The 25,664-nt window shown below is 70.1% G+C and carries 25 protein-coding genes; 13 read left to right on the top strand and 12 right to left on the bottom strand.

Going from position 1 to position 25,664, the window contains the following annotated elements; all coding sequences use genetic code 11:
- Window positions 1-26: 26 nt before the first annotated feature.
- From otsB to ABT009_RS31425, 3 genes are read right to left on the bottom strand one after another with little or no spacing between them, the layout of a single operon-like run.
- The gene (otsB, locus tag ABT009_RS31435) at window positions 27-878 is read right to left on the bottom strand and encodes a trehalose-phosphatase (RefSeq protein ID WP_351302530.1); all 852 of its coding nucleotides are present in this window, start codon (window positions 876-878) and stop codon (window positions 27-29) included.
- Window positions 879-919: 41 nt separating this feature from the next.
- Window positions 920-1,177, bottom strand: coding sequence for a DUF3263 domain-containing protein (locus ABT009_RS31430; protein ID WP_351302527.1), 258 nt, complete (start codon window positions 1,175-1,177; stop codon window positions 920-922).
- A 32-nt stretch (window positions 1,178-1,209) separates the two neighbouring features.
- Entirely contained in the window at window positions 1,210-2,475 is a 1,266-nt protein-coding gene (locus ABT009_RS31425; protein ID WP_351302524.1) for an ABC transporter substrate-binding protein, read from the bottom strand.
- 273 nt (window positions 2,476-2,748) lie between these two features.
- Here ABT009_RS31425 and ABT009_RS31420 point away from each other — a divergent pair, with 273 nt between their 5' ends.
- The 3 genes from ABT009_RS31420 to ABT009_RS31410 all read left to right on the top strand — a co-directional run bounded on the left by ABT009_RS31420 (window position 2,749) and on the right by ABT009_RS31410 (window position 6,171).
- Window positions 2,749-3,720, top strand: a complete 972-nt coding sequence (locus ABT009_RS31420) for an ROK family protein (protein WP_351302521.1) — start codon at window positions 2,749-2,751, stop codon at window positions 3,718-3,720.
- Entirely contained in the window at window positions 3,720-4,937 is a 1,218-nt protein-coding gene (gene nagA / locus ABT009_RS31415; protein ID WP_351302518.1) for an N-acetylglucosamine-6-phosphate deacetylase, read from the top strand. The genes ABT009_RS31420 and nagA overlap by 1 nt, the downstream gene beginning before the upstream one ends.
- Before the next feature lie 304 nt (window positions 4,938-5,241).
- Window positions 5,242-6,171, top strand: a complete 930-nt coding sequence (locus tag ABT009_RS31410) for a 1-phosphofructokinase (protein ID WP_351302515.1) — start codon at window positions 5,242-5,244, stop codon at window positions 6,169-6,171.
- Window positions 6,172-6,256: 85 nt separating this feature from the next.
- Here the strand turns inward: ABT009_RS31410 and ABT009_RS31405 are convergent, their stop codons facing one another.
- Window positions 6,257-7,237: a carbohydrate-binding protein gene (locus tag ABT009_RS31405; protein ID WP_351302512.1), complete on the bottom strand. Its 981-nt coding sequence runs from the start codon at window positions 7,235-7,237 to the stop codon at window positions 6,257-6,259.
- Between the two features lie 107 nt (window positions 7,238-7,344).
- The gene (cdgB, locus tag ABT009_RS31400) at window positions 7,345-9,048 is read right to left on the bottom strand and encodes a diguanylate cyclase CdgB (RefSeq protein WP_351302510.1); all 1,704 of its coding nucleotides are present in this window, start codon (window positions 9,046-9,048) and stop codon (window positions 7,345-7,347) included.
- A gap of 494 nt (window positions 9,049-9,542) precedes the next feature.
- Here cdgB and ABT009_RS31395 point away from each other — a divergent pair, with 494 nt between their 5' ends.
- Window positions 9,543-10,052, top strand: a complete 510-nt coding sequence (locus ABT009_RS31395) for a flavin reductase family protein (protein ID WP_502989999.1) — start codon at window positions 9,543-9,545, stop codon at window positions 10,050-10,052.
- A 70-nt stretch (window positions 10,053-10,122) separates the two neighbouring features.
- On the opposite strand, the gene arfB is transcribed toward ABT009_RS31395, so the two are convergent.
- Window positions 10,123-10,551 (bottom strand): alternative ribosome rescue aminoacyl-tRNA hydrolase ArfB, encoded by a 429-nt coding sequence (gene arfB, locus ABT009_RS31390; RefSeq protein ID WP_351302507.1) that lies wholly within the window; start codon window positions 10,549-10,551, stop codon window positions 10,123-10,125.
- 201 nt (window positions 10,552-10,752) lie between these two features.
- Between arfB and ABT009_RS31385 the strand changes: the two genes are divergently transcribed.
- Both ABT009_RS31385 and ABT009_RS31380 read left to right on the top strand, forming a co-directional pair.
- Window positions 10,753-11,328 carry a TerD family protein gene (locus ABT009_RS31385; protein ID WP_351302504.1) on the top strand — a complete coding sequence of 192 codons (576 nt, stop codon included), beginning with the start codon at window positions 10,753-10,755 and terminating at the stop codon, window positions 11,326-11,328.
- 81 nt (window positions 11,329-11,409) lie between these two features.
- Window positions 11,410-11,928, top strand: coding sequence for a GNAT family N-acetyltransferase (locus ABT009_RS31380; protein WP_351302501.1), 519 nt, complete (start codon window positions 11,410-11,412; stop codon window positions 11,926-11,928).
- 66 nt (window positions 11,929-11,994) lie between these two features.
- On the opposite strand, the gene ABT009_RS31375 is transcribed toward ABT009_RS31380, so the two are convergent.
- The gene (locus ABT009_RS31375) at window positions 11,995-13,425 is read right to left on the bottom strand and encodes a M1 family metallopeptidase (RefSeq protein WP_351302498.1); all 1,431 of its coding nucleotides are present in this window, start codon (window positions 13,423-13,425) and stop codon (window positions 11,995-11,997) included.
- A gap of 270 nt (window positions 13,426-13,695) precedes the next feature.
- Here ABT009_RS31375 and ABT009_RS31370 point away from each other — a divergent pair, with 270 nt between their 5' ends.
- On the top strand, window positions 13,696-14,193 hold the full coding sequence (locus tag ABT009_RS31370; RefSeq protein WP_351302495.1) for a hypothetical protein: 498 nt from the start codon (window positions 13,696-13,698) through the stop codon (window positions 14,191-14,193).
- Window positions 14,194-14,219: 26 nt separating this feature from the next.
- On the opposite strand, the gene ABT009_RS31365 is transcribed toward ABT009_RS31370, so the two are convergent.
- A complete protein-coding gene (locus ABT009_RS31365; protein WP_351302492.1) occupies window positions 14,220-14,933 on the bottom strand; it encodes a pentapeptide repeat-containing protein in 714 nt (237 codons plus the stop codon).
- A 194-nt stretch (window positions 14,934-15,127) separates the two neighbouring features.
- On the opposite strand from ABT009_RS31365, the gene ABT009_RS31360 reads away from it, so the two are divergent.
- The 3 genes from ABT009_RS31360 (at window position 15,128) to ABT009_RS31350 (ending at window position 19,017) form a co-directional block, all read left to right on the top strand.
- Window positions 15,128-16,315, top strand: a complete 1,188-nt coding sequence (locus ABT009_RS31360; protein ID WP_351302490.1) for an NAD(P)-binding protein — start codon at window positions 15,128-15,130, stop codon at window positions 16,313-16,315.
- A gap of 89 nt (window positions 16,316-16,404) precedes the next feature.
- Entirely contained in the window at window positions 16,405-17,409 is a 1,005-nt protein-coding gene (locus tag ABT009_RS31355; protein WP_351302487.1) for a zinc-binding dehydrogenase, read from the top strand.
- A 111-nt stretch (window positions 17,410-17,520) separates the two neighbouring features.
- A complete protein-coding gene (locus ABT009_RS31350; protein ID WP_351302484.1) occupies window positions 17,521-19,017 on the top strand; it encodes an MFS transporter in 1,497 nt (498 codons plus the stop codon).
- A 37-nt stretch (window positions 19,018-19,054) separates the two neighbouring features.
- Here the strand turns inward: ABT009_RS31350 and ABT009_RS31345 are convergent, their stop codons facing one another.
- Together ABT009_RS31345 and ABT009_RS31340 are read right to left on the bottom strand one after the other, a co-directional pair.
- Window positions 19,055-19,567 carry a GNAT family N-acetyltransferase gene (locus tag ABT009_RS31345; RefSeq protein WP_351302481.1) on the bottom strand — a complete coding sequence of 171 codons (513 nt, stop codon included), beginning with the start codon at window positions 19,565-19,567 and terminating at the stop codon, window positions 19,055-19,057.
- A 52-nt stretch (window positions 19,568-19,619) separates the two neighbouring features.
- Window positions 19,620-20,507 carry an aminoglycoside phosphotransferase family protein gene (locus ABT009_RS31340; protein ID WP_351302479.1) on the bottom strand — a complete coding sequence of 296 codons (888 nt, stop codon included), beginning with the start codon at window positions 20,505-20,507 and terminating at the stop codon, window positions 19,620-19,622.
- A gap of 93 nt (window positions 20,508-20,600) precedes the next feature.
- Here ABT009_RS31340 and ABT009_RS31335 point away from each other — a divergent pair, with 93 nt between their 5' ends.
- Together ABT009_RS31335 and ABT009_RS31330 are read left to right on the top strand one after the other, a co-directional pair.
- A complete protein-coding gene (locus ABT009_RS31335; RefSeq protein ID WP_351302477.1) occupies window positions 20,601-21,992 on the top strand; it encodes an NAD(P)/FAD-dependent oxidoreductase in 1,392 nt (463 codons plus the stop codon).
- 339 nt (window positions 21,993-22,331) lie between these two features.
- A complete protein-coding gene (locus ABT009_RS31330; protein ID WP_351302475.1) occupies window positions 22,332-22,847 on the top strand; it encodes a hypothetical protein in 516 nt (171 codons plus the stop codon).
- 37 nt (window positions 22,848-22,884) lie between these two features.
- On the opposite strand, the gene ABT009_RS31325 is transcribed toward ABT009_RS31330, so the two are convergent.
- Window positions 22,885-23,322: a hypothetical protein gene (locus ABT009_RS31325; RefSeq protein WP_351302472.1), complete on the bottom strand. Its 438-nt coding sequence runs from the start codon at window positions 23,320-23,322 to the stop codon at window positions 22,885-22,887.
- Between the two features lie 541 nt (window positions 23,323-23,863).
- Here ABT009_RS31325 and ABT009_RS31320 point away from each other — a divergent pair.
- Window positions 23,864-24,736: a hypothetical protein gene (locus ABT009_RS31320; protein ID WP_351302469.1), complete on the top strand. Its 873-nt coding sequence runs from the start codon at window positions 23,864-23,866 to the stop codon at window positions 24,734-24,736.
- 91 nt (window positions 24,737-24,827) lie between these two features.
- Here ABT009_RS31320 and ABT009_RS31315 read toward each other — a convergent pair.
- Window positions 24,828-25,664, bottom strand: an 837-nt coding sequence (locus ABT009_RS31315) for a hypothetical protein (RefSeq protein ID WP_351302466.1), incomplete at its 5' end; no start/stop codon positions are given.

Here is a 25,664-nt window from a genome sequence, read left to right as displayed (position 1 = left end):
GAGGAACGACTGCCCACAGCGGTGCGTCACCCCAGGCGGCCAGCCAACGCGGCCAAGAACCGCGCCACCCCAGCCGGCCCGTCCACGACCACATCGGCCCGCCCGGCCAGCTCGGGAACCTCGGAGCTGCCGCTGCACACCAGCAACCCCGGCACCCCCTCCCCCCGAAGCTTCTCCACGGCCCCGAACGCGGGAAGATCCCCAAGATCGTCCCCGCAGTACAGCACGGCCCCGGCCCCCACCTCCCGCACGTACTCGGTGAGCGCCATCCCCTTGTCCATGCCCGGCGGCCGCAGCTCGAGCACGAGGCGCCCCGGCTCGACGATCAGCCCATGCCTGCCGGCGAGCTCGGCTAGGGGGGCCCGCAGCATCTCGAGCGTGGCCTCGGGGTCCTCGGCACGCCGGGTGTGGACGGCGATCGCGCGGCCCTTGTCCTCGATCCACGTGCCGCGCGAGACACCGAGGGCCTCCAGGAGACCGGGCAGTTCGGTACGGACGGCCGCCACGCCCGGCGGCGGAGGGGGCGCCTGCACGGCGCGGGTGACGGCGTCCCAGCGCTCGGCGCCGTAGTGCCCCAGTACGACGAGGTGTTCCAGGCCCGGCGCGTCGGCGAACCCGCCGTAGCGCACGGCGAGATCGGCCGGGCGTCCGGTGATCACCGCCACGGAGCGCACCTTCGGCGCGAGGGCCGACATGGCCGGGACGGCGTCCGGGTGGGCGCGCGCCTGCTCGGGGTCGGGCACGATCGGGGCAAGCGTCCCGTCGAAGTCGAGCCCGATCACGGCCTGCTCGGGGTGCGCGATGATCGCCTCGAGACCTCGGCGGCCGGCGTCGTTCCGGGGAGTCGGCAAGGAGTCCTGCTGGCTGTGGCTGCCCATACTTCGACCCTATCCACCAAGGGCCCCGGACATCCCTGGCGTCACCGTTCGGTACGGCGGGATTCGCGTATGCGGCGCAGGCGGTTCACCGTGACCGGGTCGTGGGCGAGGGCGCGGGGGTCGTCGAGGAGGGCGTTGAGCAGCTGGTAGTAGCGGACCGGGACCATGCCGAGCTGCTCCCTTATCGCGCGCTCCTTCGCGCCGGGGGCGGGCCAGGAGCGGCGCTCCAGCGCCAGCACGGCGCGCTGCCGGGCGGTCAGCTCGTCCCGCGCGCCGTCGTCCCTGTGCTCGCTCTCCACGTCTGGCACCGTACCGCCCGCCACCGACAGTGCTAGCCCGCGTTCTCCACCGCTGCCGCCTCCCGCTGGAGCTGGCCCAGGATCGACGCCGGGTTGCCGTTCTTGGTGACGGCCTTGCCTATCTGCTGCTTGATGTCGGCGCTGACCTCGGCCCAGGAGGTCTTGCCGACGGGATAGAGCTCCGAGGTCGGCAGCTCCTCCAGGAACCCGGCGAGTTGCTTGTCGTCCTTGTCCTCGGACATCGCATCGGACGCGGACGTGGTGACCGGCAGCAGGTCGTACTCGTGAGAGAAGGCGAGCACGTTCTTCTCGGAGTAGACGTAGTCGAGAAACTTGCCGATCTGCTCGCGGTGGCCCTTCTGCTTGAAGGCCATCATCCAGTCGGCGACGCCCATGGTGGCCTTGGCCTGGCCGTTGATGCCCGGCATCGGCACCATGCCGAACTTCACGCCCTTCTTGGCGGCCATCTGCATCAGCGTGGGGTGGCCGTTGAGCATGCCGACGTCGCCCCGCGTGAAGGCCGCGAAGGCCTGTGCGCGGTTGAGCTCGCCGGGCGGGGTGGAGCCGGTGAGGCCCTCGCCGACGAGGTCGTTCCGCAGCCAGTCGAAGGTCCTGATGTTCTCGGTCGAGTCGATGTCGTACGTGCCGACGTTGTCGGAGTAGCCCGCGCCGCCGCTCAGCAGCCACATCATCGTCTCGGCCTGGGCCTCCTCGGGGCCGAGGGGCAGGGCGTAGGGGATCTTCACGCCGCGGGACTTGAGCACGCGGGCGTCGGCCTGCAGTTCGGCCCAGGTCTTCGGCGGGGTGAGGCCCGCGTCCTTGAAGAGGGTCTTGTTGTAGAAGAGCAGCCGGGTTGAGGCGGCGAAGGGCAGGCCGTACTGGATGCGGTCCACCTCGCCGGCCTCGCTGAGCTGCAGCAGGAAGTCGGCTTGGACGGGTATGGAGAGCAGCTCGTCGGCGCTGTAGAGCTTGCCGTCCGCGGCGTAGTCGGCGTAGGCGCCGATCTGCGCCATGTCGGGCGCCTTGCCCTTGGCGACCATGTCCTTGACCTTGCGGTCGACGTCGTTCCAGGAGTAGACGCTGACCTTGACCTTGATGTCGGGGTTCTTGGCCTCGAAAGCCTTGACGAGCTTGTCCCAGTACTTCTGGGAGCTGTTCGCCGCCGAGTCGCCGTAGTCGGCGGCCACGAGCGTGAGCGTAACGTCACTGCTGCCGCCGGACGCACCGCAGGCCGCGAGCGACGCCGTCATGCCCAATGCGGCCACCGCCGCGGTCAGACCCCTCGAGCGTCGCTGCACAGTCGTTTCCCACCCTTGTGTTCCATGTTGTTCCAGTCGTGTCCTGTGACACCTGTGAAGCTTTTCATGAGCGAGTGTCCGGCAGAGCCGAGGGTAAGGTCTACACCAATGAGGTGACCATCCGGAAGCGGGGAGCCCGGCAGGAACCCCTCCGCGCGGGACCCGCACGCCGGCCGCACAAGATCGCCACGGGCATACGACAACCCGTCAGCTGGACTAGACCCACGCAACTGGACTAGACCTCTCATGGGTCTACGCGCGAGACTGTTCCCCGTGAGACATGTCATCGCCCTCGATGTGGGCGGCACCGGGATGAAAGCCGCCCTCATAGGGGCGGACGGCGCGGTCCTGCACCGGGCGCGCCGGGCGACCGGCCGCGAGCGCGGCGCCGACGCCGTCGTCGAGACCATCCTCGGCTTCGCCGCCGAGCTGAGCGCCCACGGCGAGGAGCACTTCGGTGAGCCCGCCGCGGCCGCGGGCGTCGCCGTCCCCGGCATCGTCGACGCCGAGCAGGGCGTCGCGGTGTACGCCGCGAACCTCGGGTGGCGCGACGTGCCCCTGCGCGACCTGCTCAGCAGCCGGCTCGGCGGGGTGCCCGTCGCCCTCGGCCACGACGTACGCACGGGCGGACTCGCCGAGGGACGGATCGGTGCGGGCAAGGGCGCCGACCGGTTCTTCTTCGTTGCGCTGGGCACGGGTATCGCCGGCGCGATCGGGATCAACGGCGTCGTCGAAGCGGGAGCCCACGGCTTCGCGGGCGAGATCGGCCACATCGTCGTACGCCCCGGCGGCATCCCGTGCCCCTGCGGGCAGCGCGGCTGTCTGGAGCGGCTGGCCTCGGCGTCCGCCGTCGGGCAGGCGTGGGCGGGGGCCTGCGGTGACCCTGACGCGGACGCCGCGGACTGCGCGAGGGCCCTGGAATCCGGGGACCCGAGGGCCGCGGCCGTCTGGCAGAACGCCGTCGACGCGCTCGCCGACGGACTCGTCACCGCGCTCACCCTGGTGGACCCGCGCACCCTGATCATCGGTGGCGGTCTCGCCGAAGCCGGGGAAACGTTGTTCACGCCCCTGCGGGCCGCCGTCGAGCAGCGCGTCACGTTCCAGAAGCTGCCCTCCATCATCCCGGCCGCCCTCGGAGACAGCGCCGGCTGCCTGGGCGCCGGCCTGCTCGCCCGGGATCTGCTCGACACCACCGGAACCGACCACTCACCGACATCTACGCCCCCTTCGGAGGTAACGACCTGATGGCCACTGAGCGCGATGCGCTGAATCGAGTGGACGACGGCGCCCCGTCAGGGGCGCGGGGAACTGCGCGATCAGCCCCTTACAAAGTCCTCGCCGGGGCCCGGGTGGTGCTGCCCACGGGGATCGTGGACGGCGGCCGCGTGGTCGTCGACGGCACGCGCATCGGAGCAGGGGCGCCCGAGGACGCCCCGGCCCTCGATCTGACAGGCCACTGGCTGGTCCCGGGCTTCGTCGACATCCACAACCACGGCGGAGGCGGCGCCTCCTTCACCAATGGCACGGTCGAGGAGATCCTCCGGGGCGTCCGAACGCACCGTGAGCACGGCACGACCACGCTCGTCGCCTCCACCGTCACCGGCGAGACCGACTTCTTGACCCAGCGCGCCGGGCTGCTGTCGGAGCTGGCCGAGCAGGGCGAGATCGCCGGCATCCACTTCGAGGGCCCGTTCATCTCGCCGTGCCGCAAGGGCGCGCACTCCGAGGCGCTGCTGCGCGACCCGGAACCGGCCGAGGTCCGCAAGCTGATCGACGCCGCCCGCGGGCAGGCCCGGATGGTCACGCTCGCACCCGAACTGCCGGGCGGCATCGACTCCGTACGGCTGCTGGCAGACCACGGCGTGATCGCGGCCGTCGGGCACACGGACGCGACGTACGAGAAGACGGTCGAGGCCATCGACGCCGGTGCCACCGTCGCCACGCACCTGTTCAACGCGATGCCCGCCCTCGGCCATCGCGCACCCGGCCCGATCGCCGCGCTCCTCGAGGACGAGCGCATCACGGTCGAGCTGATCAACGACGGCACGCATCTGCACCGGGCCGCGCTGGAGCTGGCCTTCCACCGAGCGGGCGCCTCACGGGTCGCCTTCATCACGGACGCGATGGACGCGGCCGGGTTCGGCGACGGGACGTACCTGCTGGGGCCGCTGGAGGTCGAGGTGCGTGACGGTGTCGCGCGGCTCGTCGAGGGCGGCTCGATCGCGGGCTCGACCCTGACCCTGGACCGGGCGTTCAAGCGCGCGGCGACCGTCGACCGGCTGCCGGTCGAGGACATCGTGCAGGCCGTCTCCGCGGTCCCGGCGAAACTGCTCGGCGCCTACGACCGGGTCGGCTCGCTGGAGCCGGGCAAGGACGCGGACCTGGTGGTGCTGGACGCGGACTTCGAGCTCAAGGGCGTGATGCGCAAGGGCTCCTGGGTGGTGGAACCCCGGCTGGGCTGACACCGTGCCCCCGTGGCTCACGGTGCCCCCGTGGCTCACGGTGCCCCGTGCCGTGAGGCCTTCGCACGGCGACCTGTTCAGCAGGTTTCCGCTGGTGCAACGCATAACGAACTCACGGCGGTTGGTCCGGGACTCTGGGCCAACCGCCGTCGCTTTGGCATGATCGGGCCCGGCAGACGGCAAGCGCATTCTGCAAGCCGGCAGGCCGGTTCCACGTTCTCCAAGCACGTCACGGTTCGTCAGGCATGTTGTTCCACGGCTTTTCAGGCATGTTGTTCCACGTCACTTCACGGGGGAGGTCCAGGTGATCCTCACGGTCACGCTGAACACCGCCCTCGACATCACCTACCGCGTCCCGTCCCTGCGCCCCCATGCCTCGCACCGGGTCACCGAGGTGACCGAACGGCCGGGCGGCAAGGGCCTGAACGTGGCACGCGTGCTGGCGGCGCTGGGACATCCGGTGACGGTCACCGGCTTCGCGGGCGGCGGCACAGGCCGCGCCCTGCAGGAGGCCCTGACCGGCATCCCGGGCATCAGCGACGCGCTCGTACCGGTCGCAGGCGCCACCCGCCGCACCGTCGCCGTCGTCGACACCGCGACCGGTGACACGACTCAGCTCAACGAGCCGGGGCCGGTCATATCCCCCGCCGAGTGGAGCACCTTCCTGGAGGCGTACGAGGACCTGCTGCGGTCGTCGTCGGCCGTGGCCCTGTGCGGCAGCCTGCCGCCCGGGGTACCCGTCGGCGCGTACGGGCACCTCGTCCGAGCCGCCCGCGCCGCCGCCGTGCCCGTCCTGCTGGACACCAGCGGGGAGCCGCTGCGCCGCGGAATCGCGGCCCGCCCGGACTTCGTCAAGCCGAACGCCGACGAGCTCGCCGAACTCACCGGCTCCCACGAGCCGTTGCAGGCCACCCGGGACGCGCGGCGCCGCGGGGCGCGCGCCGTCGTGGCCTCGCTGGGCTCCGAGGGACTGCTCGCGGTGGCCCCGGAGGGCCACTGGCAGGCCACCCCGCCCGCGCGGGTCATGGGCAATCCGACGGGCGCCGGGGACTCGGCGGTCGCGGGTCTGCTGTCGGGCGTCGTCGAGCACCTGCCGTGGCCGGACCGGCTGGCCCGGGCTGCGGCGCTGTCCGCGGCGACGGTACGGGCGCCCGTGGCGGGCGAGTTCGACCGCGCGGCCTACGAGGAACTGCTGCCGCGCGTCGCGGTCACGGAACGGGCCACGGCGGCCTGAAGCCATCGAGCGGGCGGGGCCTGAGGCCCGCGCCCGCTCGAACCGCTTGCCGCGCCCGCTGGAACCGCTCGCGTGCGCCGGTGCGCTACTTCTTGACCTGCCCGGCCTTCAGCCACACCCGGTCGAGCAGGGCGTTGCACTGGTCGCCGGCCTGGCAGGAGATCGTGATCGTGTTGGTGCCCTTGGTGAGGCTGGGATACGCGAAGGTCTGCGTCCAGCCCTTCTCCCAGTCGCCCTGGGCGGCCTTCGCGAAGTTGCCCATGTTGAGCTTGGTTCCGAACACCTTGCCGTTGACGGTGAGCGTCATCTTGGCGTCCTCGCCGGGCACGCTGTAGCCCACGAAGAGGGTGTACACGCCGTTCTTCGGGATGCCGTTGACCGTCCAGGTGGCCTGCGCGCCGACCTGGTTGAGCCCTTCCACGTACACCCCGCCGCCGGCCTCGGCGCCCTTGACCGCGGAGGCGGTGACGGCGCCGCCCTCCAGCTTCAGCGCCTTGGCGTCCGCCAAGGGCAGCTCGGCCGGCGCATCGGCGTTCTCGGTCGCCGTCTGGCTGGGCTCTGCCGACTTGCTCGCCGCCGGCGTCCCGCCCGCCTGGTTGTCCCCGCTGTTATCGGAGTCGTCGCCGGTGAACACCGCGACGCCGATGCCGATGACAACGGCGGCGACCACCGCGATGGCGCCTATCAGCAGACCCTTGGTGTTGGGGCCGCGCCCCCGGCCGCCGCGACCGTGGTCCGGCATCGGCTGGTACTGCGTCGTGGGCGCGCCCCCGGGCAGCGTCTCGGGCGCCGCGTAGTGGGCGTTCTGCTGGCCGTACGACGGCTGCTGCGGGACCTGCCCGTAGGGCGCCTGCTGCGTCTGCTGCCCGTGCCCCTGCGCCGCCTGCTGCCCGTACTGCCGCTCGCCGACCGCACGGACCTGGTTGTACGAGGAGCGGGGACCCGGGTAGCCGTAGCCGCCGCCACCGGTCGGCGGTGTGGCCCCGGACGCCTGACCGTCGGCGTACAGGTAGCCGAACGGGTCGTCGTCCTCGGGCGTGCTCGCGCCGTTGTTGCCGGGCGTCATCCCTTGGTCACTCCTCACCACGTGCAAGACAGCGGACCCGGCGAGCCTACCCGCTCCCGGGCGCACAATCGGGTGGCCTACGCCTCACCACCGCGCTGACCTGCGGTTCAGCCGGCACGCCGATGTTGTTTGGGACGAGACCGTTTCTCGTCGTACATCCGCTCGTCAGCTGATCGCAGGACTTCGTCGGTGGACATGCCGCACTGTGCCCATCCGATGCCGAAGCTGGCGCCGACCCGGACCGCCCTGCCGTCCACGCGGATCGGCGGGATGATCGCGTTCCGCAGCCGCACCGCGAGGTCCTGCGCGTCGGCCAGACCCAGCCCGGCGGCAAGCACCACGAACTCGTCGCCGCCGAGCCGCGCGACCGTGTCCCCGTCTCGGACGCCGCTGGTCAGCCGCCGTGCGACCTCGATGAGCACCGCGTCGCCCGTGTGGTGCCCGAACCGGTCGTTGATCGACTTGAAGCCGTCGAGGTCGCAGAAGAGGACGGCGAGCCCCTTCGTGCCGTCGTCCACGTCGCCCGGCGCGACCGCGTGCACATGGTGGTCGTACGCGTCGAAGGCCCCGCCGGCCGGGTCCAGGGCCTGCCCGAAGTCGAAGCCGTGCCCGTCCGTGTCGTATGCGGTGTCGTACCCCGTCTCGTACGCGCCGTCGCCGACGCGCGGGGCGGGACCGCCGTACGCCGCGTCGAGCGCGGCCACCGGGCTGGGGGCGACGTGCTGGGGGCGGCTGCACAGTCGGGCGCTGAGCCGGGTGCGCAGCTCGGCGCTGTTGGGCAGGCCGGTGAGCGAGTCGTGGCTTGCCCGGTGGGCCAGCTGCAGCTCGCGGCGCTTGCGCTCCTCGATGTCCTCGACGTGGGTGAGCAGGAAGCGCGGGCCGTCGGCGGCGTCCGCGACGACGGAGTTGCGCAGGGACACCCAGACGTACGTGCCGTCGCGCCGCACGAACCGCAGCTCGGCCCGCCCGCCCTCGGCGGACGTGCGCAGCAGGGTGCCGACGTCCTCGGGGTGGACCAGATCGGAGAACGAGTAGCGGCGCAGCGCGGAGGCGGGCCGCCCGAGCAGCCGGCACAGCGCATCGTTGGTCCGCAGGATGCGTCCGTGCTGGTCACCGCCCATCTCGGCGATGGCCATGCCGCTCGGTGCGTACTCGAAGGCCTGACGAAATGATTCCTCGCTGGCGCGCAGGGCCTGCTGCTCGCGCTCGAGGCGGACCAGGGCGCGCTGCATGTTTGCTCGCAACCGGGCGTTGCTGATTGCAATGGCGGCGTGGAACGCGTACATCTGCAGCGCCTCGCGGCCCCAGGCGCCCGGCCGGCGGCCGTTGCGCGGCCGGTCCACGGAGAGCACGCCGAGCAGCTCCCCGCCGGCGCCGCCCGTCGCGTACATGGGCGCCAGGAGGCGGTCGCGGGGGTGCCACTCGTCGTCGAAGCGGGGCTCGGGACCGTCGGTGAGCCACTGGGGCACATCGTCCTCGTCGAGGACCCAGCCCTCGGTATACGGGATGAATCGCAGGTCGCCCCAGGCCTCGCCCATGGAGAGGCGGCGCTCCCAGGAGGTGCGGGAGCCGACGCGGCCGGTCATGAGGGCGTCGGCGGCGGCGTTGCCCGCGAAGGCGGCCACGACGAGATCGCCGTCCGGACGCACGAGGTTGACGGCGGCGAGCTCGTACCCGAGGCCGTTCACGACGCCGTCGGCGACGGTCTGCAGCGTGTCGGCAAGGCTGCGCGCCGTGTTCATGTCGGCCATCACCCGATGCAGCTGCCGCAGGGTCGCAAGACGGACGTACGGCTCCGACTCGGTCTCCATGCTCGCTCTCCCCGAGACCTCGACAGCAACTCCAGAAATGTCATCGGCGTACTTTTTGCAGCATCCCTCCGCCACTGAATCACAGCGAGCTGTCCACTCGGTACACAGGGTCAACAAATAATGGCTCCTGTGACTCAAGTCACAGGAGGTGGAGACCAATGGCGACAGCGCGTCGGCCTCGACGTGAGGGGCCGTGGAGTGTTAGTGAACGCAAATCGCGAGGGGCCGGCCGGCCCGGGCGACCGGACACGTTCAGCCGCGGGTGTCGGCCAGACCGGACACAGCCGGCCTCCGGTGTCGGCCTTCGGTCCTAGTCCCCGGTTGCGACCCTGGTCCGATGTGGAGGTCATGGCCCGCGGTTAGCGTTCTGCAATGTGCTGAACACGTCTTCCATCCCCGCCGCGCCGCCTGTGCCCTCGGCACCCGTGGCACCCGCTACGCCCTCCGCCCCGCCCGTCCCGCGCCTCTCCCACGGCGGCGGGCATGCTGTGGGGGTGAGTGAGGACGAGTTCCGCGCTGCCATGTCCCGGCTGGCCGCCGGGGTGGTGCTGGTGACCGCGCACGAACCGGCGCTCGACCCGGAGGGGCCCCGCGGCGACGACGTCGGCATGACCGCGACGGCCTTCATGTCGGTGTCCTTGGACCCGCCGCTGGTCCTGATCAGCCTGCGCGAGGGCTCCCGCATGGACGACCTGCTCGCCGAGCAGCCGCTGTGGGCGGTCTCGATCCTCTCCGAGAGCCAGCGCCACGTCGCCGGCCGCTTCGCCATGAAGGGCCGCGTCAGCGACCGCCTGCTGTTCGAGGACATTCCGTACGTACGCGGTGAGGCGTCCGGCGCCCTGCTGGTGCGCGGGGCGCTCGCCAACCTGGAGTGCCGCACGGAACAGCGCGTACCGGCGGGCGACCACACGCTGGTCATCGGCCGCGTCCTGACGGCGACGGTGCCGAGCGCGGACGGGGGGCCGCTGACGTACTTCAAGGGGCGGTACCGGCAGTTGGGGTGACTGCGCGCCTGTCTGCATCGGTGGCCATGGGCTGAGCCCGGCCGCGCCCGCGTGTCTCTGTGGACGAGGGCTATGCCCAGTCGCGTCCGGAGCGTCCCTGCTTGGTCTCGCCGCGGCGCTTCTTCTGGCGGAGCCGCCGCTCGTTGATGCCGCGAGGGATACGGGTGGGCCGCCGCGGCTTGGGCGGCGGAGCCGTCGCCTCCGCGAGCAGCGCCGCGAGCCGTACGGCCGCGGCCTCCCGGTTGCGCCACTGCGACCGGTGCTCCGAGGCCCGGACGGAGACGACCCCATCGACGAGTCGCCCGGCCAGGCGTTCCAGGGCCCGTTCTTTCCACACCGGCGGCAGGGACTCCGTCCCGGCGAGGTCGAAGCGCAGCTCCACCTGCGAGTCACTGGTGTTGACATGCTGCCCGCCCGGCCCGGACGACCGCGAGAAACGCCACATCAGCTCGGCCTCGGGCAGGAGGACCGAACCGCGGATGGGATAGGGACCGGACATGAGTTCCATGGTCCCGCGCACATCCGCCTGCCGTCACCCGATTTTCCGAGGTCCGCTACTCCACCCGGGCGCCTTCGGTAAAGAAAGTAAAGAGAGCTGGAACCTCCTGGTCCCCCCGCGACGTTCATACGGGTGACGGTAGCTTCGTCCCCAGTACGAAGCCCGCATTGAGGAACGAACAGAACCAGGAAGGGACTTCCCATGGCTGTAAGCCTGTCCAAGGGCGGCAACGTCTCCCTGACCAAGGAGGCACCGGGCCTGACCGCCGTGACGGTGGGCCTCGGCTGGGACGTCCGGACCACCACCGGCACCGACTTCGACCTGGACGCGTCGGCGATCGCGGTGAACCAGCAGGGCAAGGTCTACTCGGACGCCCACTTCGTCTTCTTCAACAACAAGCAGACGCCGGACCAGACCATCGTCCACACCGGCGACAACCGCACGGGCGAGGGCGCCGGCGACGACGAGGCCATCAACGTCAACCTGGCGGGCCTGCCCGCCGACGTCGACAAGATCGTCTTCCCGGTCTCCATCTACGACGCCGAGTCCCGCAGCCAGAACTTCGGCCAGGTCCGCAACGCCTACATCCGCATCATCAACCAGGCCGGCGGCACCGAGATCGCCCGCTACGACCTGAGCGAGGACGCGGCCACCGAGACGGCGATGGTCTTCGGCGAGCTGTACCGCAACGGCGCCGAGTGGAAGTTCCGCGCGGTCGGCCAGGGCTATGCCTCGGGTCTGGTGGGCATCGCGCAGGACTTCGGCGTCAACGTCTGACGCCCGCGTCCGACCTGGCCTCCTGTTCGAGGCGCCCGCACCGGTGAGTTCCGGAAGGCGTCGGCGGTTAGCCTGCGTCGCATGATCCTCGAACCACTCGTGCCGGCCGGCCACGACCTGCCTGTAGAGCCCGGCGAGCTCCTCAACGAGCTCGCCGGGCTCTACGCGTCCAACCGGGAGTTCTTCACGCTCAGCGGCGACTTCCCCGATCCGGACGACATCCGGCCCGAGCAGGTGGCGGCCGCGCTGGCCGAGGACATGGCCCATCCCGATGCCGAGGTCCTGCTCGCCCGCAGCGAGGGGCGGCTCGTCGGGATCGCGATCACGCTCGCGCACCACCCGGACCCGGCCGACCCCGATCCCTGGATCGGTCTGCTGATGGTGGACGCCGGCCGGCACCGCACAGGTTACGGACGTCGGCTCGCGGCACTCGTGGAAGACCGCTTCCGACAGGCAGGCCGCACGGCCGTACGCCTCGCCGTACTCGACAGCAATCCCAACGGGTTCCGCTTCTGGACTGCACTCGGATACGACGTCATCGGCCGTCGCAAGGATCTGCAACTTGGCCGCCCCTGCGCCGTGCTGCGCAAGCCGCTGTGACGGAGGGCGTTCCCCGCGCAACGCCCTCCGCGCCCCGGCGCCGCCCGGTCCATGCGGTCGACCCGCTCAGGCGTGGTCCGGTTTTCCCTTTCCGTACAGCCAGTCGTCCCAGATCACGGTGAAGTCCTTGCCGGGGGCTTGCTTCTCCACATACGCCGTGAAGTCGGCGGTGTTCGCGTTGCCGTGGCGGTGCGCGGCCGCCCAGCCCTTGAGGATGTCGCGGAAGGTGTCGTCGCCCACCGTCTGCCGGATCTTGTGGAGGACCATGGCGCCGCGCAGATAGACCGTGTCGTCCGAGATGTGTGCGGCGCTCGGCGGATCGGCAGGGGCGAAGGACCAGATGGCCTCGGCATGGTCCGCGTCGGGGTCACCACGGTAGAGGGCATCGAAGGTCTCCTGGGCGCTGTCGCCGCCGTGGTCCTCCTGCCACAGCCACTCGGCGTAGGTCGCGAAGCCCTCGTTCAGCCACATGTCCTGCCAGGACTTCGGCGTCACCGAGTTCCCGTACCACTCGTGGGCCAGCTCGTGGACGAGGAGGTCCGTGTCGGGGGCGCCGGGGAAGACGGGACGGGTCGCGGTCTCCAGGGCGTAGTCCGCGTCGCCGGGCCGTTCGATGATCATTCCGGAGGAGGAGAAGGGGTAGGGGCCGAAGTTCCGCTCCGCCCACTCCAGGACGTCGGGGATCTCGGCGAGAGGCTTCTCGCTCATGTCGGCCTGGGTCGGGTCGACGGCGGTGAGGACGGCCAGCTCCTTGCCGCCCCTTGCTTTGCCGTCCTTGGCCTTGTTGTCCGCCTTCGTCTCGTACCGGCTCATGTCGAATGTGCCGATGGCGACCGTCGCCACATAGCTCGCCATCGGCTCGGGGGTGTGCCAGGTGAAGGTGGTCCGGCCGTTCTGCGTCTGCTCGCGCCTCAACTCGCCGTTGGACACGGCCTGCAGGCCCTCGGGGACGGTGACCTGCACGTCGTACGTCGCCTTGTCCTTGGGGTGGTGGTTGCCGGGGAACCACGCCATGGAGCCGCTCGGCTCGCCCAGCGCCAGTGCGCCGTCGTCGGTGGTCAGCCAGCCCTCGCGGGAACCGTCCGGGTCGTTGATGGTCACCGGGGTGCCGGAATAGCGGACGACGGTGCGGAACGTGTCGCCTTTGGCGAGCGTGTCGGGCGGCCGGACGGTCAGCTCCTGGCCGGCGCGGTTGAAGCGGGCGTCGGTGCCGTCGACCTTCACGGACTCCACCCTGAGCCCTTTCAGATCCAGGTTGAACGCGCTGAGAGCCTGCGTGGCGCGTGCCGTGATCTCCGTCTCGCCCGTGAGCCGGCGGGACCCGGGGTCGTAGTCGATCTTCAGGTCGTAGTGGGCGACGTCGTAGCCGCCGTTGCCCATCTTCGGGAAGTACGGGTCGTGCAGGCCGGCGGCCCCCGCGGTGCGGTCGACGCCCGGGCCGCAGGCGCTCAGGGCGAGGGCGACGCCCATGGCCGCGGACACGACCGCGGTCGCCATGCGAGCCAGACGACGACATTCCACCTGGCGATCGTATGGGAATTTGGGGCTACAGGCGGCATTTGTCCGAGTGACGGTCCCCGGCGATACGGCGACGGCAGACGCAGAAGCGGAGGCGGGCAGACGCGGCGCGGGGCAGGCGCAGACGCGGGCCGGGCCGGGCAGACACGAGCACGACGACGGGCAGACACAGGCACGGCAAGGTGGCATTTATGCAGGTCAGGATCTCCGGCGGCGTCCGCCCGCGCCGCCCGTGACACCATCACCTACGTGCTCGACATCGGCTACGCCCTCTCCAACCGCTTCCCCGACCCCCCGCAGACGGACTACCGCCGCGCGGACGTCCACGCCCTGCGCCACGACCTCTTCTGCGGCGACGTCTATCTCGCCGACACGAAGACGGACCGGGAGCTGTCCACAGCCTGGGGATGGGTGCCGGTGCTCGACTTCGCCTGGGCGCTGTGCGACATCACCGAGCAGCTCGACCGCGATCCGGCGGGCAGCCGAGCCGCCAGGCCGCAGTACGCCGAGCTCGACTTCACCGAGTCGAGCGACCGCATGCTCTTCGAGCGCCGCTTCGGCTGGGTCGACGTCGAGGCCGACTGGATGCCGGGCGACGAGCCGCCCTTGACGTTCGCCCACTCCGAACTGCGCCGGGAGGCCCGCGACTTCCTGCACGACCTGATCGCCGATCTGACGGACATGCACGAGGACCTGGCGGAGAACCCCGCGATCTGGACGCTCCAGGCCCGGTTCCCCCGCATCTGAGCCACCCGCGAGGCCCGAGGGCTCGTCTATTCCTCTCCGGGCGCCTCCACCCGCACGCCGATCTGCGCCGCGAACGCCGGCGCCAGATCGATCAGTTGGGCCGGGCTGATGACCGCGCCCGCCAACCGGTCGAGGCCCCGCGCGATGCCCAGCTCCGCCGCCGACCGCAGATCGACATCGGTCATCGTCACCGCGTTGAAGTCCGCTCCCTTCAGCACACAGTCCCTGAACTCGACCCGCTCCAGCCGCGCACCGCCGAAGTCCGGCTCGACCAGCACGCACCCCTCGAAGACGACGTCCTTCAGCCGCGCCTTCCGCAGATTCAGATAGTCGATCTTCCCGCCCCGGACGAGCACCCGCTCCAGCACGCCCCCGTGAAGCTGCACACCGCCCAGCCGCGCGTCCGTCACCTCGACGTCGCGCAGCGTCGCCTCCGCGAGATCGGTGCCCACCCCCCGTATGCCCGACAGCACCGCATCGATGAAGCGCGCGCGGTGCAGCCGCGTCTCGTCAAGACCGCAGCCGGTCAGCGCGCAGTCCAGGAACCGGGCACCCCCGCCGTCCTGGCCCGCGAGGTCCAGCTCGCGGAAGTCCACGCCGTCGTAATCCCCGTCCGGCTCCAGCTCGCCGCCCGCGTACGGGACGAGCGGCGGCAGCCGCACCTCGGGCCGCCGCGCCCTCTTCACCACTGCCTTCGCCACCGGGGCCACCCCCGCCTTCGCCACCGCTTTCCGCGCCATGGCCCCATGCTGCACCCCGCCGCTGACAACGGACGCCCAACGAGCCGCCGCCGCCGCGGCCGCGGACCGGATGTCACATCCACGGGCGGACCGGATCTCAGATCCGCGGGCGGACCGGATGTCACATCTGCGGCCCCTCGACCGGTCCTAGAAGGAAACGGGAACGCCACCGGAGCAGAGGGAGATCCCCAGCCATGCACCGCATCACCGTCGTCGGCGGCGGCTTCGCCGGACTCACCGCGGCCATCACCGCCGCCGAGGCAGGCGCAAAGGTGACCCTGTACGAGTCGCACCACACCCTCGGCGGCCGCGCCCGCACCGCCGAGGGCCCATACCGGACGAACGAGGGGCCGCACGCCTTCTACAGCGGCGGCCCCCACTGGACCTGGCTCACACAGCGCGACCTGATCGGCCCGCTCGCCCCCGTCCCGCTCCTCGAAGGCTCCCGCCTGCGTCTGCACCTGGACGGCGCCCTCCGCCGCGTACCGCCCCTGGCGTTGCTCAAGCTGGCGCGCCGCAGGCCCGAACACACTCCCGTGGACACCGACTTCCTCACCTGGGCCACAGCGCAGGTCGGCGAGGCGGGGGCCCGTGCGGCCGCGAACTACACCGCCGTCGCGCTCTTCCACCACGACCCCGGCTCGCTCTCCGCCGCCTTCGTCCACGAGCGGCTGCGCCGCGCCGCCAAGCTGCCGCCCGAGGCGCACTACCCGCGCGGCGGCTGGGCCAACGTCATCGACCGGATGGCCGCCCGTGCCTGGAACCTGGGCGTACGGGTCGAGACGCTGGCACGCGTCGACACCCTCCCGACCGAAACCCCCGTCATCGTCGCGACCTCCCTCGACGCCGCCCGCCGGATCCTCGGCGACGACTCGCTCACCTGGGACAGCGGCCGCACCACTCTCCTAGACCTGGCCGTACGCACCCGCCGCGGTGACGCCTTCGCCGTCTCCGACCTCGACGCGCCGGGCTGGATCGAACGGTTCACCGCCCAGGACCGCACCCTCGCCCCGCGCGGACAGCAGCTCATCCAGGGCCAGATCCCCATCTCGCCGACCGAGTCCAAGGCCGACGGGGTGGCCCGCGCCGAGCACCTGCTCGACCTGGGTTTCCCGGGCTGGCGCGAACGCGCCGTCTGGCGCCGCGAGTCCGTCGCGCACGGCCGTACGGGGGCGGTCGACCGGCCCGGCACCACCTGGCGCGACCGGCCGGCCGTCGACCGCGGCGACGGCGTCTACCTCGCCGGCGACCAGGTCGCCGCGCCGGGCGTGCTCTCCGAGGTCTCGTTCAACAGCGCGATCACGGCCGCCACGCTGGCCCTCACTGCAGGGCGCCGGCAGCACACCCGCAGCACATTCATTGACCTCAACCACACCCATTGACCTCAACCATGCTCGAGGTTGAAGAGTGGGCGCGTGCCGGCACGCGGCACCGGAGGGAACACCCCGCGGCAACGATCGAGGAGCCCGTCATGCACGCCGTCCGCCTGCACGCCTTCGGCCCGGCCGAGAACCTCACGTACGAGAAGACCGAGGACCCCGAGCCGGGCCCCGGCCAGGTGCGCATCGCCGTCGCCGCGGCCGGTGTGCACCTGCTCGACACCGCGATCCGCGAGGGCCTCCAAGGCCCGCAGCCCGAGCTGCCCGCGCTGCCCATCATCCCCGGCCGCGAGGTCGCCGGCACGGTCGACGCGCTCGGCGACGGCGCCCCCGAGTCCTGGCTCGGCAAGCGCGTCGTCGCCCACCTCGGCTTCGCGCCCGGTGGCTACGCGGAGCTGGCCGTCACCGACGCCGGCCGGCTGCACGAGATCCCGGAGAACCTCGACCACGCCCAGGCCGTCGCCATGATCGGTACAGGTCGTACGACGATGGGGATCCTGCAGTTCGCCGAGCTCACCCCCGCCTCGGTGGCGATCGTCCCGGCCGCGGCGGGCGGCATCGGCACGCTGCTCGTGCAGTACGCGCGGCAGGCGGGCGCGACTGTGATCGGGCTCGCGGGCGGCCCCGAGAAGGTCGCCCGGGTGCGGGCGAGCGGTGCCGACCTCGCCGTCGACTACACGGACCCCGAGTGGCCGGAACAGGTCCGCGCGTACCTCGGCGACCGCACCGCGACGGTCGTCTTCGACGGCGTCGGCGGCGACGCGGCCCGCGCGGCCGTCGACCTGCTCGGCCCCGGCGGCAAGCACGTCGTCTTCGGCTGGTCGGGGCAGGGCCTGCACGACGGGGCGCCGCTGACCTTCACCGATGAGGAGCTGGCCGAGCGCCGGATCACCTCGGAGGGGGTGCTGGGGCCGGTGATGCTGCAGAAGGCGGGCGGCGACAACCCCGTACGCACCCTGGAGCTGCGCGCCCTCGCCGAGGCCGCGGCGGGCCGCCTCACCCCGGCCGTCACGCGCTTCCCGCTCGCGGAAGCGGCGGCCGCACACCGGGCACTGGAGTCGCGCGGCACGATCGGCAAGGTCGTACTGGAGCCGTGAGGCGGCGTCGTCGCGGGGGCCGCCCGCGACGCCGCGGGGCACCCGGCACGCCGCCCCGCGCCCCACCGCCCGAAGGATGCGCCCCCTCCCGATTCATGGTCTTCTGTTCCTGTGACCGGCACCCGAACAGGTGAACCTGTCACCCCACCGGACCCCCACCGCTGGTGGGGCCTGGTCGTCATCGCGCTCGCGCAGCTGATGGTCGTCCTCGACGCGACGGTCGTGAACATCGCGCTCCCCTCCGCCCAGCGCGACCTGCAGATGTCGGACGGCAACCGCCAGTGGGTCGTCACCGCCTATACCGTCGCCTTCGGCGGACTACTGCTGCTCGGCGGCCGCATCGCCGACCGGGTCGGCCGCAAACGGACCTTCGTCATCGGCCTGATCGGCTTCGCGGGCGCCTCCGCGCTCGGCGGCGCCGCCGTCAGCTCCGGCATGCTCTTCGGCGCCCGCGCCCTCCAGGGCTGCTTCGCCGCCGTACTCGCCCCGTCCGCGCTGTCCCTGGTCGCGACCACCTTCACCGCCCCCAAGGAACGCGGGCGAGCCTTCGGGATCTACGGCGCCCTGGCCGGCAGCGGCTCCGCGATAGGGCTGCTCGCGGGCGGGCTGCTCACCCAGTACCTGAACTGGCGATGGTGCCTCTACGTCAACGTCCCCATCGCGGCCCTCGCCGTCTTCGGCGCCTGCGCGCTGCTCCGCGACCGCCCGGGCCACCGGGCCGTACGCCTCGACGTCCCCGGCGCCGTGATGGGCTGCGGCGGCCTGGTCGCCATCGTCTACGGCGTCGGCGAGGCCGAGTCACACGGCTGGACCGACCCGCTCGTCCTGGGACTCCTCGCCGGCGGAATCACGCTGCTCGCCGCCTTCTCCTGGTGGCAGACCAGAGCCCCGAGCCCCCTTCTGCCGCCCCACATCATCAGGGACCGCACCCGGGCCGGCTGCTTCCTGACCATGGCCCTCGCGGTCGCCGGGCTGTTCGGCATCTTCCTCTTCATGAGCTACTACCTGCAGGTCATCCTCGGGTACTCGCCCGTCAGGACGGGCCTCGCCTTCCTCCCCCTGACCGCCGCGATCATCACCGGCTCGACCCAGATATCGGCCCGGCTGCTGCAGCGCACGGCGCCACGCGCCCTGCTGGTCCCGGGCATGCTGCTCGCCGCCTCCGGCACGCTCCTGCTCACCACGCTCACCGTCGAGGCGCAGTACGCAACCCGCGTACTGCCCGCCATGGTGCTGATGGGCCTCGGCATGGGCCTCACCTTCACGCCCGTGTTCGCCACCGCCACCGCCGGGGTCGCCCAGCAGGACGCCGGCGTCACCTCGGCGACCGTCAACACCGCGCAGCAGGTCGGCGGCTCCATAGGCACCGCGCTGCTCAACACGATCGCCACCACGAGCAGCTCCGCCTACCTCGCGGCCCACCTGCGCGACCCCGCACAGCAGGCGCACCTCACCCGCGAGGGCATCGTCCACGGCTACACCGTCGCCCTCTGGTGGTCCGCCGGCCTCATGCTGCTCGCGGGCCTGACCGCGGCCCTGATGGTCACGGCGAAGGCCCCAGGACGCCGGTCGCCCACGGACTCACCCGTGCCCGAGTCAGTGGTCTGAACCCCGTGCCCGAGTCAGTGGGCCCGAACCGCCCGAGTCAGTGGCCTGAACCGGCCTTCTCGCGCCGTGCGCCACCGGATGCGCCCAGTCGCGCCAGCGCCTCGTCCGTCAGCCGGTACACCGTCCACTCGTCCTGCGGCAGCGCCCCCATCGCCCGGTAGAAGTCGATCGACGGCTCGTTCCAGTTCAGCACCGACCACTCCAGCCGCTCGTACCCGCGCTCCACGCAGATCCGCGCCAGCTCCGCCAGCAGCGCCTTGCCGTGCCCGCCGCCGCGCCGGTCCGGACGTACGTACAGGTCCTCCAGGTAGATCCCGTGCACCCCGCGCCACGTCGAGAAGTTCAGGAACCAGAGCGCGAAACCGACCGGCTCGCCCGTCGCGTCGTCCTCGGCGATGTGCGCGAACGCGGCCGGGCGCTCGCCGAACAGCGCCTCGTGCAGCTGCTCCTCGGTGGCCCGGGCCTCGTCCAGCGCCTTCTCGTAGGCGGCGAGCTCGCGGATCATGGCGTGGATGACGGGGACGTCGGCGGGTACGGCGGTACGAATCATGACCGCAGGCTAACCCGCTCATGGCTGGAGGCCGGCCGCTCAGGCCCGCAGGCTAACCGCGCCCGCCGCGCAGCCGCCGCCCGATTTCCAGGTGGTCCGGCGCGAGGGGGTGCCCGTCCTCGATCGCCCACAGCGTGTTCTGCAGGACCCGGCCCAGCGTCCAGGCCCGCGCCCGCTCCCGGTCGAGCCCCAGCACGTCCGTCATCGCGTCGAACCGCCACCGCACCTCGTCGGCGTCGAAACGGTTGTCCAGCGCGGGGAACAGCTCGAACCCCGGGTGGCCGGCAAGCGGCTTGGGGTCGATGGCGAGCCAGGGCTCCCGGTCGGCGGCCAGCACGTTGTCGTAGTGCAGATCCCAGTGCAGCAGCCGGTCACCGGGCTCGCCGGCCACCTCGCGCACCGCCGCGGCACAGTCCTCAAGAAGTCGCCGGTCGTCCGGATCGGGCACCTGCTCGACCGCGCCCGCCGCCCTCTCCAGCATCCGTTCCGCGATGTCCCCGAGCCGCCGCATCCCCTCCGGCGCCGGCACCGCGGTCAGCCGCGCCAGCAGCTCGGCGATGACCCGCACCGCCGCGCGGGAGTCCGGCACGTTCGTCAACATCCGGGCCGAGTCGAGCCGTTCGAGCAGCAGGGTTCCCGTGGCGTCGTCGTACTCCAGCAGCCGTACGGCCCCGTCGCCGCCCCAAACCCGCAGCGCGACCGGCTCCCCCACGCTCTCGTCGTCCAGGTACTGCAGCTTGAGCACCGCCTGAGTGCCGTCGCCGCGCACCACGGGCAGCACCAGCGCGCACATCCCATACATCACGGGACCGTCGATCCGCAGCCCCCACCGCTCCAGGAACTCCGCCGCCCGTCCTGGCAGCGCGTCGACGAACGCCTGCCCGTCCGCACCGTTGAACCTGGTCTGCGTGGCCACGAGCTCGTCCGGTACCTCGATCACACTTCGATCCTAGGGACGCTCACCATCCCCCGGCCAGGACATATCCCCGCACCGCCTTGCCCGGCTCGACCCCCCAGGCGCTAACGTCCGCCCATGAGTACCGTCAACGGCGGCATATCGTTCTGGTACGCCAGCGAAGGCCTCCCCACCCCGCGCGAACCCCTGCCCGGCGACGCGACCGCAGACGTCGTCATCGTGGGAGGCGGCTACACCGGACTGTGGACCGCCTACTACCTGAAAAAAGCGGCTCCCTTCCTGCGCATCACCGTCCTTGAACAGAAGTTCTGCGGCTACGGCGCCTCCGGCCGCAACGGCGGCTGGCTCTACAACGGCATCGCCGGCCGCGACCGCTACGCGAAACTCCACGGCCACGACGCCACCGTGCGCCTCCAACAGGCCATGAACGACACGGTCGCCGAGGTCGTCCGTGTCGCGGCCGAGGAGGACATCGACGCGGATATCCACCAGGGCGGCGTACTCGAAATCGCCTACACCCCCGCCCAGTTGGCCCGCCTCAAGGCCTTCCACGCCACGGAACTCTCGTACGGCGAGAAGGACCGCGAGCTATACGGCGCCCGCGACACCGCCGAGCGCATCCGGGTCACCGGAGCCGTCGGCTCCACATGGACCCCGCACGGCGCCCGCCTGCACCCCGCCAAGCTCGTCAAGGGCCTCGCCGCCGCCGTCGAGTCGCTGGGCGTCACGATCCACGAGTCCACGCCCGTCGCGGAGATCAAACCCAAGCACGCGGTCACGCCCTACGGCACCGTCCGCGCCCCCTACATCCTGCGCTGCACCGAGGGCTTCACGGCCTCGCTCAAGGGGCACCGCCGCACCTGGCTCCCCATGAACTCCTCCATGATCGTGACCGAGCCGCTGCCCGAGGACGTCTGGTCGTCGATCGGCTGGGACGGCCGCGAGACCCTCGGCGACATGGCCCACGCCTACATGTACGCGCAGCGCACCGCCGACGACCGCATCGCGCTCGGCGGCCGCGGCGTCCCCTACCGCTACGGCTCCCGCACGGACAACGACGGCCGCACCCAGCCCGCCACCATCGAGGCCCTGCGCGAGATCCTGGTCCGCTTCTTCCCGCAACTGGCCGGGGTGGCCGTCGATCACGCCTGGTCCGGTGTCCTCGGCGTCCCCAGGGACTGGTGCGCGACCGTCACCCTCGACCGCTCCACCGGCCTCGGCTGGGCCGGCGGCTACGTCGGCTCCGGCGTCGCCACGGCCAACCTCGCCGCCCGCACCCTCCGCGACCTCGTCCAGCAGGACTCCGGCCAGTCCGGCCCCACCGACCTGACCGCTCTGCCCTGGGTGAACCACAAGGTCCGCAAATGGGAACCGGAGCCCCTGCGCTGGCTCGGCGTCCAGGGGATGTATGCGACATACCGCACCGCGGACCACACCGAGCGCACCTCGCCCACCGCCGAGACCGCCCGCCTGGCCCGCCTCGCGGACCGCCTCTCAGGCCGCCACTGAGGGCCCCGCGACCCCCCGGCCGGACGACAAAGGCCCAGGTCACACGCGATGTAACCTGGGCCTCAGTGGAGCCCCCTGTCGGATTCGAACCGACGACCTACGCATTACAAGTTGTCCGATCTTGCTCCACAGGCGTCCGGGCCCATACGCGACACGACTCCTCTCCCTGGCCAGAGCCATTTGTGACCTGCACTGGACGGCATCGGACACCCTTGGACTGAACGCTGATAGAGACCACAACTGAGACCGGTGGCTCCACCGAGACGGGGCGGGATTGAAATTCGGACGGCCCAGGAACGGCCATGCGCTGGGCACTCCAGGTCGTGATACACCTGCGGCATGGAGTGGGGGAACTTGTTATCTGCCGCCGTGGGGGCCGTGTTCGGCGGGTCGATGACCTTGGTGGCACAAGCGATCGAATACAGGCGCAGACGCCAAGAGGAAGCGAAGGCCCTGGGTAGAGCCAACATGCTCACCGTCGCTGATCTTCTGATCGACTTGATCAACTTTTTCGAACGGGTCGAGCCCAGCTTGCCTGATGGCCTGGATGACATGCGGGAATCGGGTGCCTATACCTCTGATCTCAATAAGCTCAGACGTCACGTTCTGGTGATCACGGATCGCGAAGCTCGGGAGCGACTTCAGGATGTGCTCGACGTGCTGTGGTGGCTAAGCCCGATCGCGTTCCAATGCAGACAGCACTGGAGCTTCGTGGGCCATGTGGTTGCTCGCTATGCCCTCGATCTCGCGGGAACACAGGTTCGGAAGGAGGGCGCTCCGCCCTTGTCCGATGATGTTCGAAGCTACGTCGGCGTGTTGGAGGCTGTCCGAGCCGCTGAAGAGCGTCGGACCTGATGGGTCCTCGCGGGCAGCGGCGATACGGCCCCGCCGGTCACTCAAGCGGTTGGGGAGCGACCGGTAGCTGTTCGCTCTGGGGCCACGTGAATGTGCGGTCGGGTTCGAGTCGGGCCTCTCCCCAATGGATGACATGTATGCCGCTCTCCACATCGGCCGTGAAGAAGACGCAGACGAGCTTCGTGGAGGCCCCCAGCTCCTCGAATGCTTCATGCAGCTCCAGGTACTCCTCCGTTGTCAGGTCATCGTCGAGGCCGAACAGCCCATCGGGGGGCGGTGGCCCGTGCGCCCGGAGCAGCCGACGGCGCGTAGGAGAAGCATTGGAGGGCAACCGAGCTCGATCAAGAGGCCTGGGCCTGTCTGCGTACCTAAAGGGGAACAGTGCGTGATCGTTGATCACCGCATACTCGTACCCGCGCACGTCTCGCACGGACTCCCCCAGCTCCCGCGCCGCGTCCGCCAGGTTCTCGCGCACGGCCTCCGCGAGGGTGGAACCGTAGGGACTTCGCTTCTTCAACCGGGCCGTGAGGTGCGTGGCGTGAGCCTGCGCGTGAGCCCGAGCCAGCTGCACCGGAACCGCAGCAGCGAGCCTGCCGGCCTGCCGCCCAAACCGCTCCGCCGCCCAAGCAGAAGGCGCAACCCAGTCTTCACCCAGCACGGACATGCAGCATCCCCCCTCCCCGATCCGCCACCTCTCAACTGTGTGACACGCACATGAAGCGCCCACAAGGGGGCGATCCGGCCACGAAGACCGGGTAACGACGCCGACTGAGGCCGAGGAGGACGACCGCTTTGTAAGGGTGGACGTGATCGATGGCGGGGACGCCCAGGTCACTCCGGCAGTAGTCGCAGCCCAGGTCATCGGCGTGTCTCGACTGCGGCAGGCCGTCGTTGACCGTGGCTGACCGCACGATGTGGCATGGCTGTGGCACACGGCTGAGCTCTGAGCTAGAGCAACTACGACTCAACTGAACTTCAGGCCCCCAGCGTTGGGATCATCAGGCAAGATCTCTCCCATGCTCGCTACCGTCGTTACTGCGATCCTTGGTGCTCTGGGAATCGTCGGCACCCTGGCTGCGGCTCGCATCCAAGCGCGTGGAGCCATTCGGCAAGCAGAAGCAGCCGTTGCTCAAGCTCATGCAACGCACCGCGCTGCCATCGAAGCTGCCACTACCCAAGCCCGAACCAGTTTCGAGCAACAGGCTCGCGCTGCTCGCCGCCCTGTTTACCTATCGCTCGTTGAAGCGGGCCATTCGTTCGCCGATCGACTGCCAGATCTGTTCGATGGATCTTTCACGGGTGATACTCCACTTGAGTCCGAGAGGAACGCCATTAGAGTTGCCCTTTCACGCGTCGAGCTAGAGGGGCCATCACCTCTCATCAACCTCGGACGAAGCGTTCTGACAGTCGCTGAAAAGGCTGAGAGAATGGCGGTAGCTATGCGATCAGAGCTATTCGCCTTGTATCGGCTGGGCGTAGCAACTGGAGAGTACGAGGATCCCAGCTGGAACGAAGCTCATTACGATGTGGCACTCACGGCCTCCAGTGCCCTGCAGCGGTTACATCAGGCGAGACCCTCAGGCATGAGCAGCCAAGATAGATACGCCGTGCTGCGTGAATACCTACTAACAACGGACCAGACGTATATCCCTGATGCCGCCGCTCAACGCTCCCTATGGGAGGCCATTCGCGAAGCCGACAATGCGATGCATGGGGCCGCGCATGCCGGTGTAATATCCGAAGGAAGCGGGAGAAGATTGATAATACGGGCCGTCGATCGCGAACGAGATGCAACTGCGATATTTGACAGCAACTCTGACGCGTTTCATGCGGCGCGAGTGCGATTTACCGAAGCCGCCAGGGAATACCTCCATAACCCCTCGCTGTAGGTGCGAGGGCGCGTGCCGCGTGCCCACGAGGAGCCGTATACGGCCACGGTGGTTCGTCTCGCACCCCTGCTAATTCCGAGGCTTTCGGTACTCACTGACCTGAAGCCGCCTGCTTGGCGAACTCTTCGCAGTTTGCCAGCAGCCCCGTGGCCTTCGCAGCGTCTCCCAGTGAAACCTTGTCATTGATTTTCACCATAGACATCGCCTTATCGGCCCCGAACTGGAAAAGTAGATTCCGCTGCGCGTTGAACATGGCAGTGCCTGGGTCCACACCAGCCCCAATTTGATCGTCCACTTCCTTAGCGAAATCGAGCAGGGATTTCCCCGCGAAAAACGGACCTCCTTGAAGGGCCGCGAAATCCTCGGCGCAGCGATTTATCGCGCCTAGCAATCCGTTGATTTCTTCGTCAGACAGTGGCGGCCCCTCGACGACGGTGTACGATGCGCCATCACTCGCTGCACCTTGATCGAAGATCGCTTCGACCCTGTTCTCCTTCTTGCCGTAAAGCTCCTCATTCTTTTCTCCGTAGCGAGGAGTCATCCCCACCTGGATAGCGATCCTTACGGTCTCCCCGGGCGCGATACGCGGCACAACACATTCCACCTGGCTGCTGTCCGGCGGAATATTACATGGTTGGATTCCGCCAGCCTCTGTCGCCCAGTCTGCACTAGTCACACCAAGTATGGCGTGACCAAACTTATCCGTCACATGCACGTTGGTTGCTTCTTTATCGCCGTTGTTGGTTATTTCGATGAAGAAACCCTGCAGCTCTCCAGGGGTGACTGGAGTAGTCATAACCGCCTTCTCGACGGTAAGCTTCGGGTCCTCCTTCTTCGGGTCCTCCTTCTTCGGGTCCTCCTTCTTCGGGTCCTCCTTCTTCGGGTCCTCCTTCTTCGGGTCCTCCTTCTTCGGGTCCTCCTTCTTCGG

This window comes from Streptomyces sp. NPDC002896, assembly GCF_040295225.1.
Taxonomy (GTDB): domain Bacteria; phylum Actinomycetota; class Actinomycetes; order Streptomycetales; family Streptomycetaceae; genus Streptomyces.
Note: the sequence above shows the minus strand (reverse complement) of the source record. Positions and strands in the feature narration are given on the sequence as shown.

What these genes read in the sequence shown, in the direction of transcription:
- otsB (WP_351302530.1), bottom strand. Translation starts at nt 878, where the DNA reads ATGGGCAGCCACAGCCAGCAGGACTCCTTGCCGACTCCCCGGAACGAC.
- nagA (WP_351302518.1), top strand. Translation starts at nt 3,720, where the DNA reads ATGGCCACTGAGCGCGATGCGCTGAATCGAGTGGACGACGGCGCCCCG.
- ABT009_RS31405 (WP_351302512.1), bottom strand. Translation starts at nt 7,237, where the DNA reads ATGACGCCCGGCAACAACGGCGCGAGCACGCCCGAGGACGACGACCCG.
- cdgB (WP_351302510.1), bottom strand. Translation starts at nt 9,048, where the DNA reads ATGGAGACCGAGTCGGAGCCGTACGTCCGTCTTGCGACCCTGCGGCAG.
- arfB (WP_351302507.1), bottom strand. Translation starts at nt 10,551, where the DNA reads ATGTCCGGTCCCTATCCCATCCGCGGTTCGGTCCTCCTGCCCGAGGCC.
- ABT009_RS31385 (WP_351302504.1), top strand. Translation starts at nt 10,753, where the DNA reads ATGGCTGTAAGCCTGTCCAAGGGCGGCAACGTCTCCCTGACCAAGGAG.
- ABT009_RS31380 (WP_351302501.1), top strand. Translation starts at nt 11,410, where the DNA reads ATGATCCTCGAACCACTCGTGCCGGCCGGCCACGACCTGCCTGTAGAG.
- ABT009_RS31375 (WP_351302498.1), bottom strand. Translation starts at nt 13,425, where the DNA reads ATGGCGACCGCGGTCGTGTCCGCGGCCATGGGCGTCGCCCTCGCCCTG.
- ABT009_RS31365 (WP_351302492.1), bottom strand. Translation starts at nt 14,933, where the DNA reads ATGGCGCGGAAAGCGGTGGCGAAGGCGGGGGTGGCCCCGGTGGCGAAG.
- ABT009_RS31360 (WP_351302490.1), top strand. Translation starts at nt 15,128, where the DNA reads ATGCACCGCATCACCGTCGTCGGCGGCGGCTTCGCCGGACTCACCGCG.
- ABT009_RS31355 (WP_351302487.1), top strand. Translation starts at nt 16,405, where the DNA reads ATGCACGCCGTCCGCCTGCACGCCTTCGGCCCGGCCGAGAACCTCACG.
- ABT009_RS31345 (WP_351302481.1), bottom strand. Translation starts at nt 19,567, where the DNA reads ATGATTCGTACCGCCGTACCCGCCGACGTCCCCGTCATCCACGCCATG.
- ABT009_RS31335 (WP_351302477.1), top strand. Translation starts at nt 20,601, where the DNA reads ATGAGTACCGTCAACGGCGGCATATCGTTCTGGTACGCCAGCGAAGGC.
- ABT009_RS31330 (WP_351302475.1), top strand. Translation starts at nt 22,332, where the DNA reads ATGGAGTGGGGGAACTTGTTATCTGCCGCCGTGGGGGCCGTGTTCGGC.
- ABT009_RS31320 (WP_351302469.1), top strand. Translation starts at nt 23,864, where the DNA reads ATGCTCGCTACCGTCGTTACTGCGATCCTTGGTGCTCTGGGAATCGTC.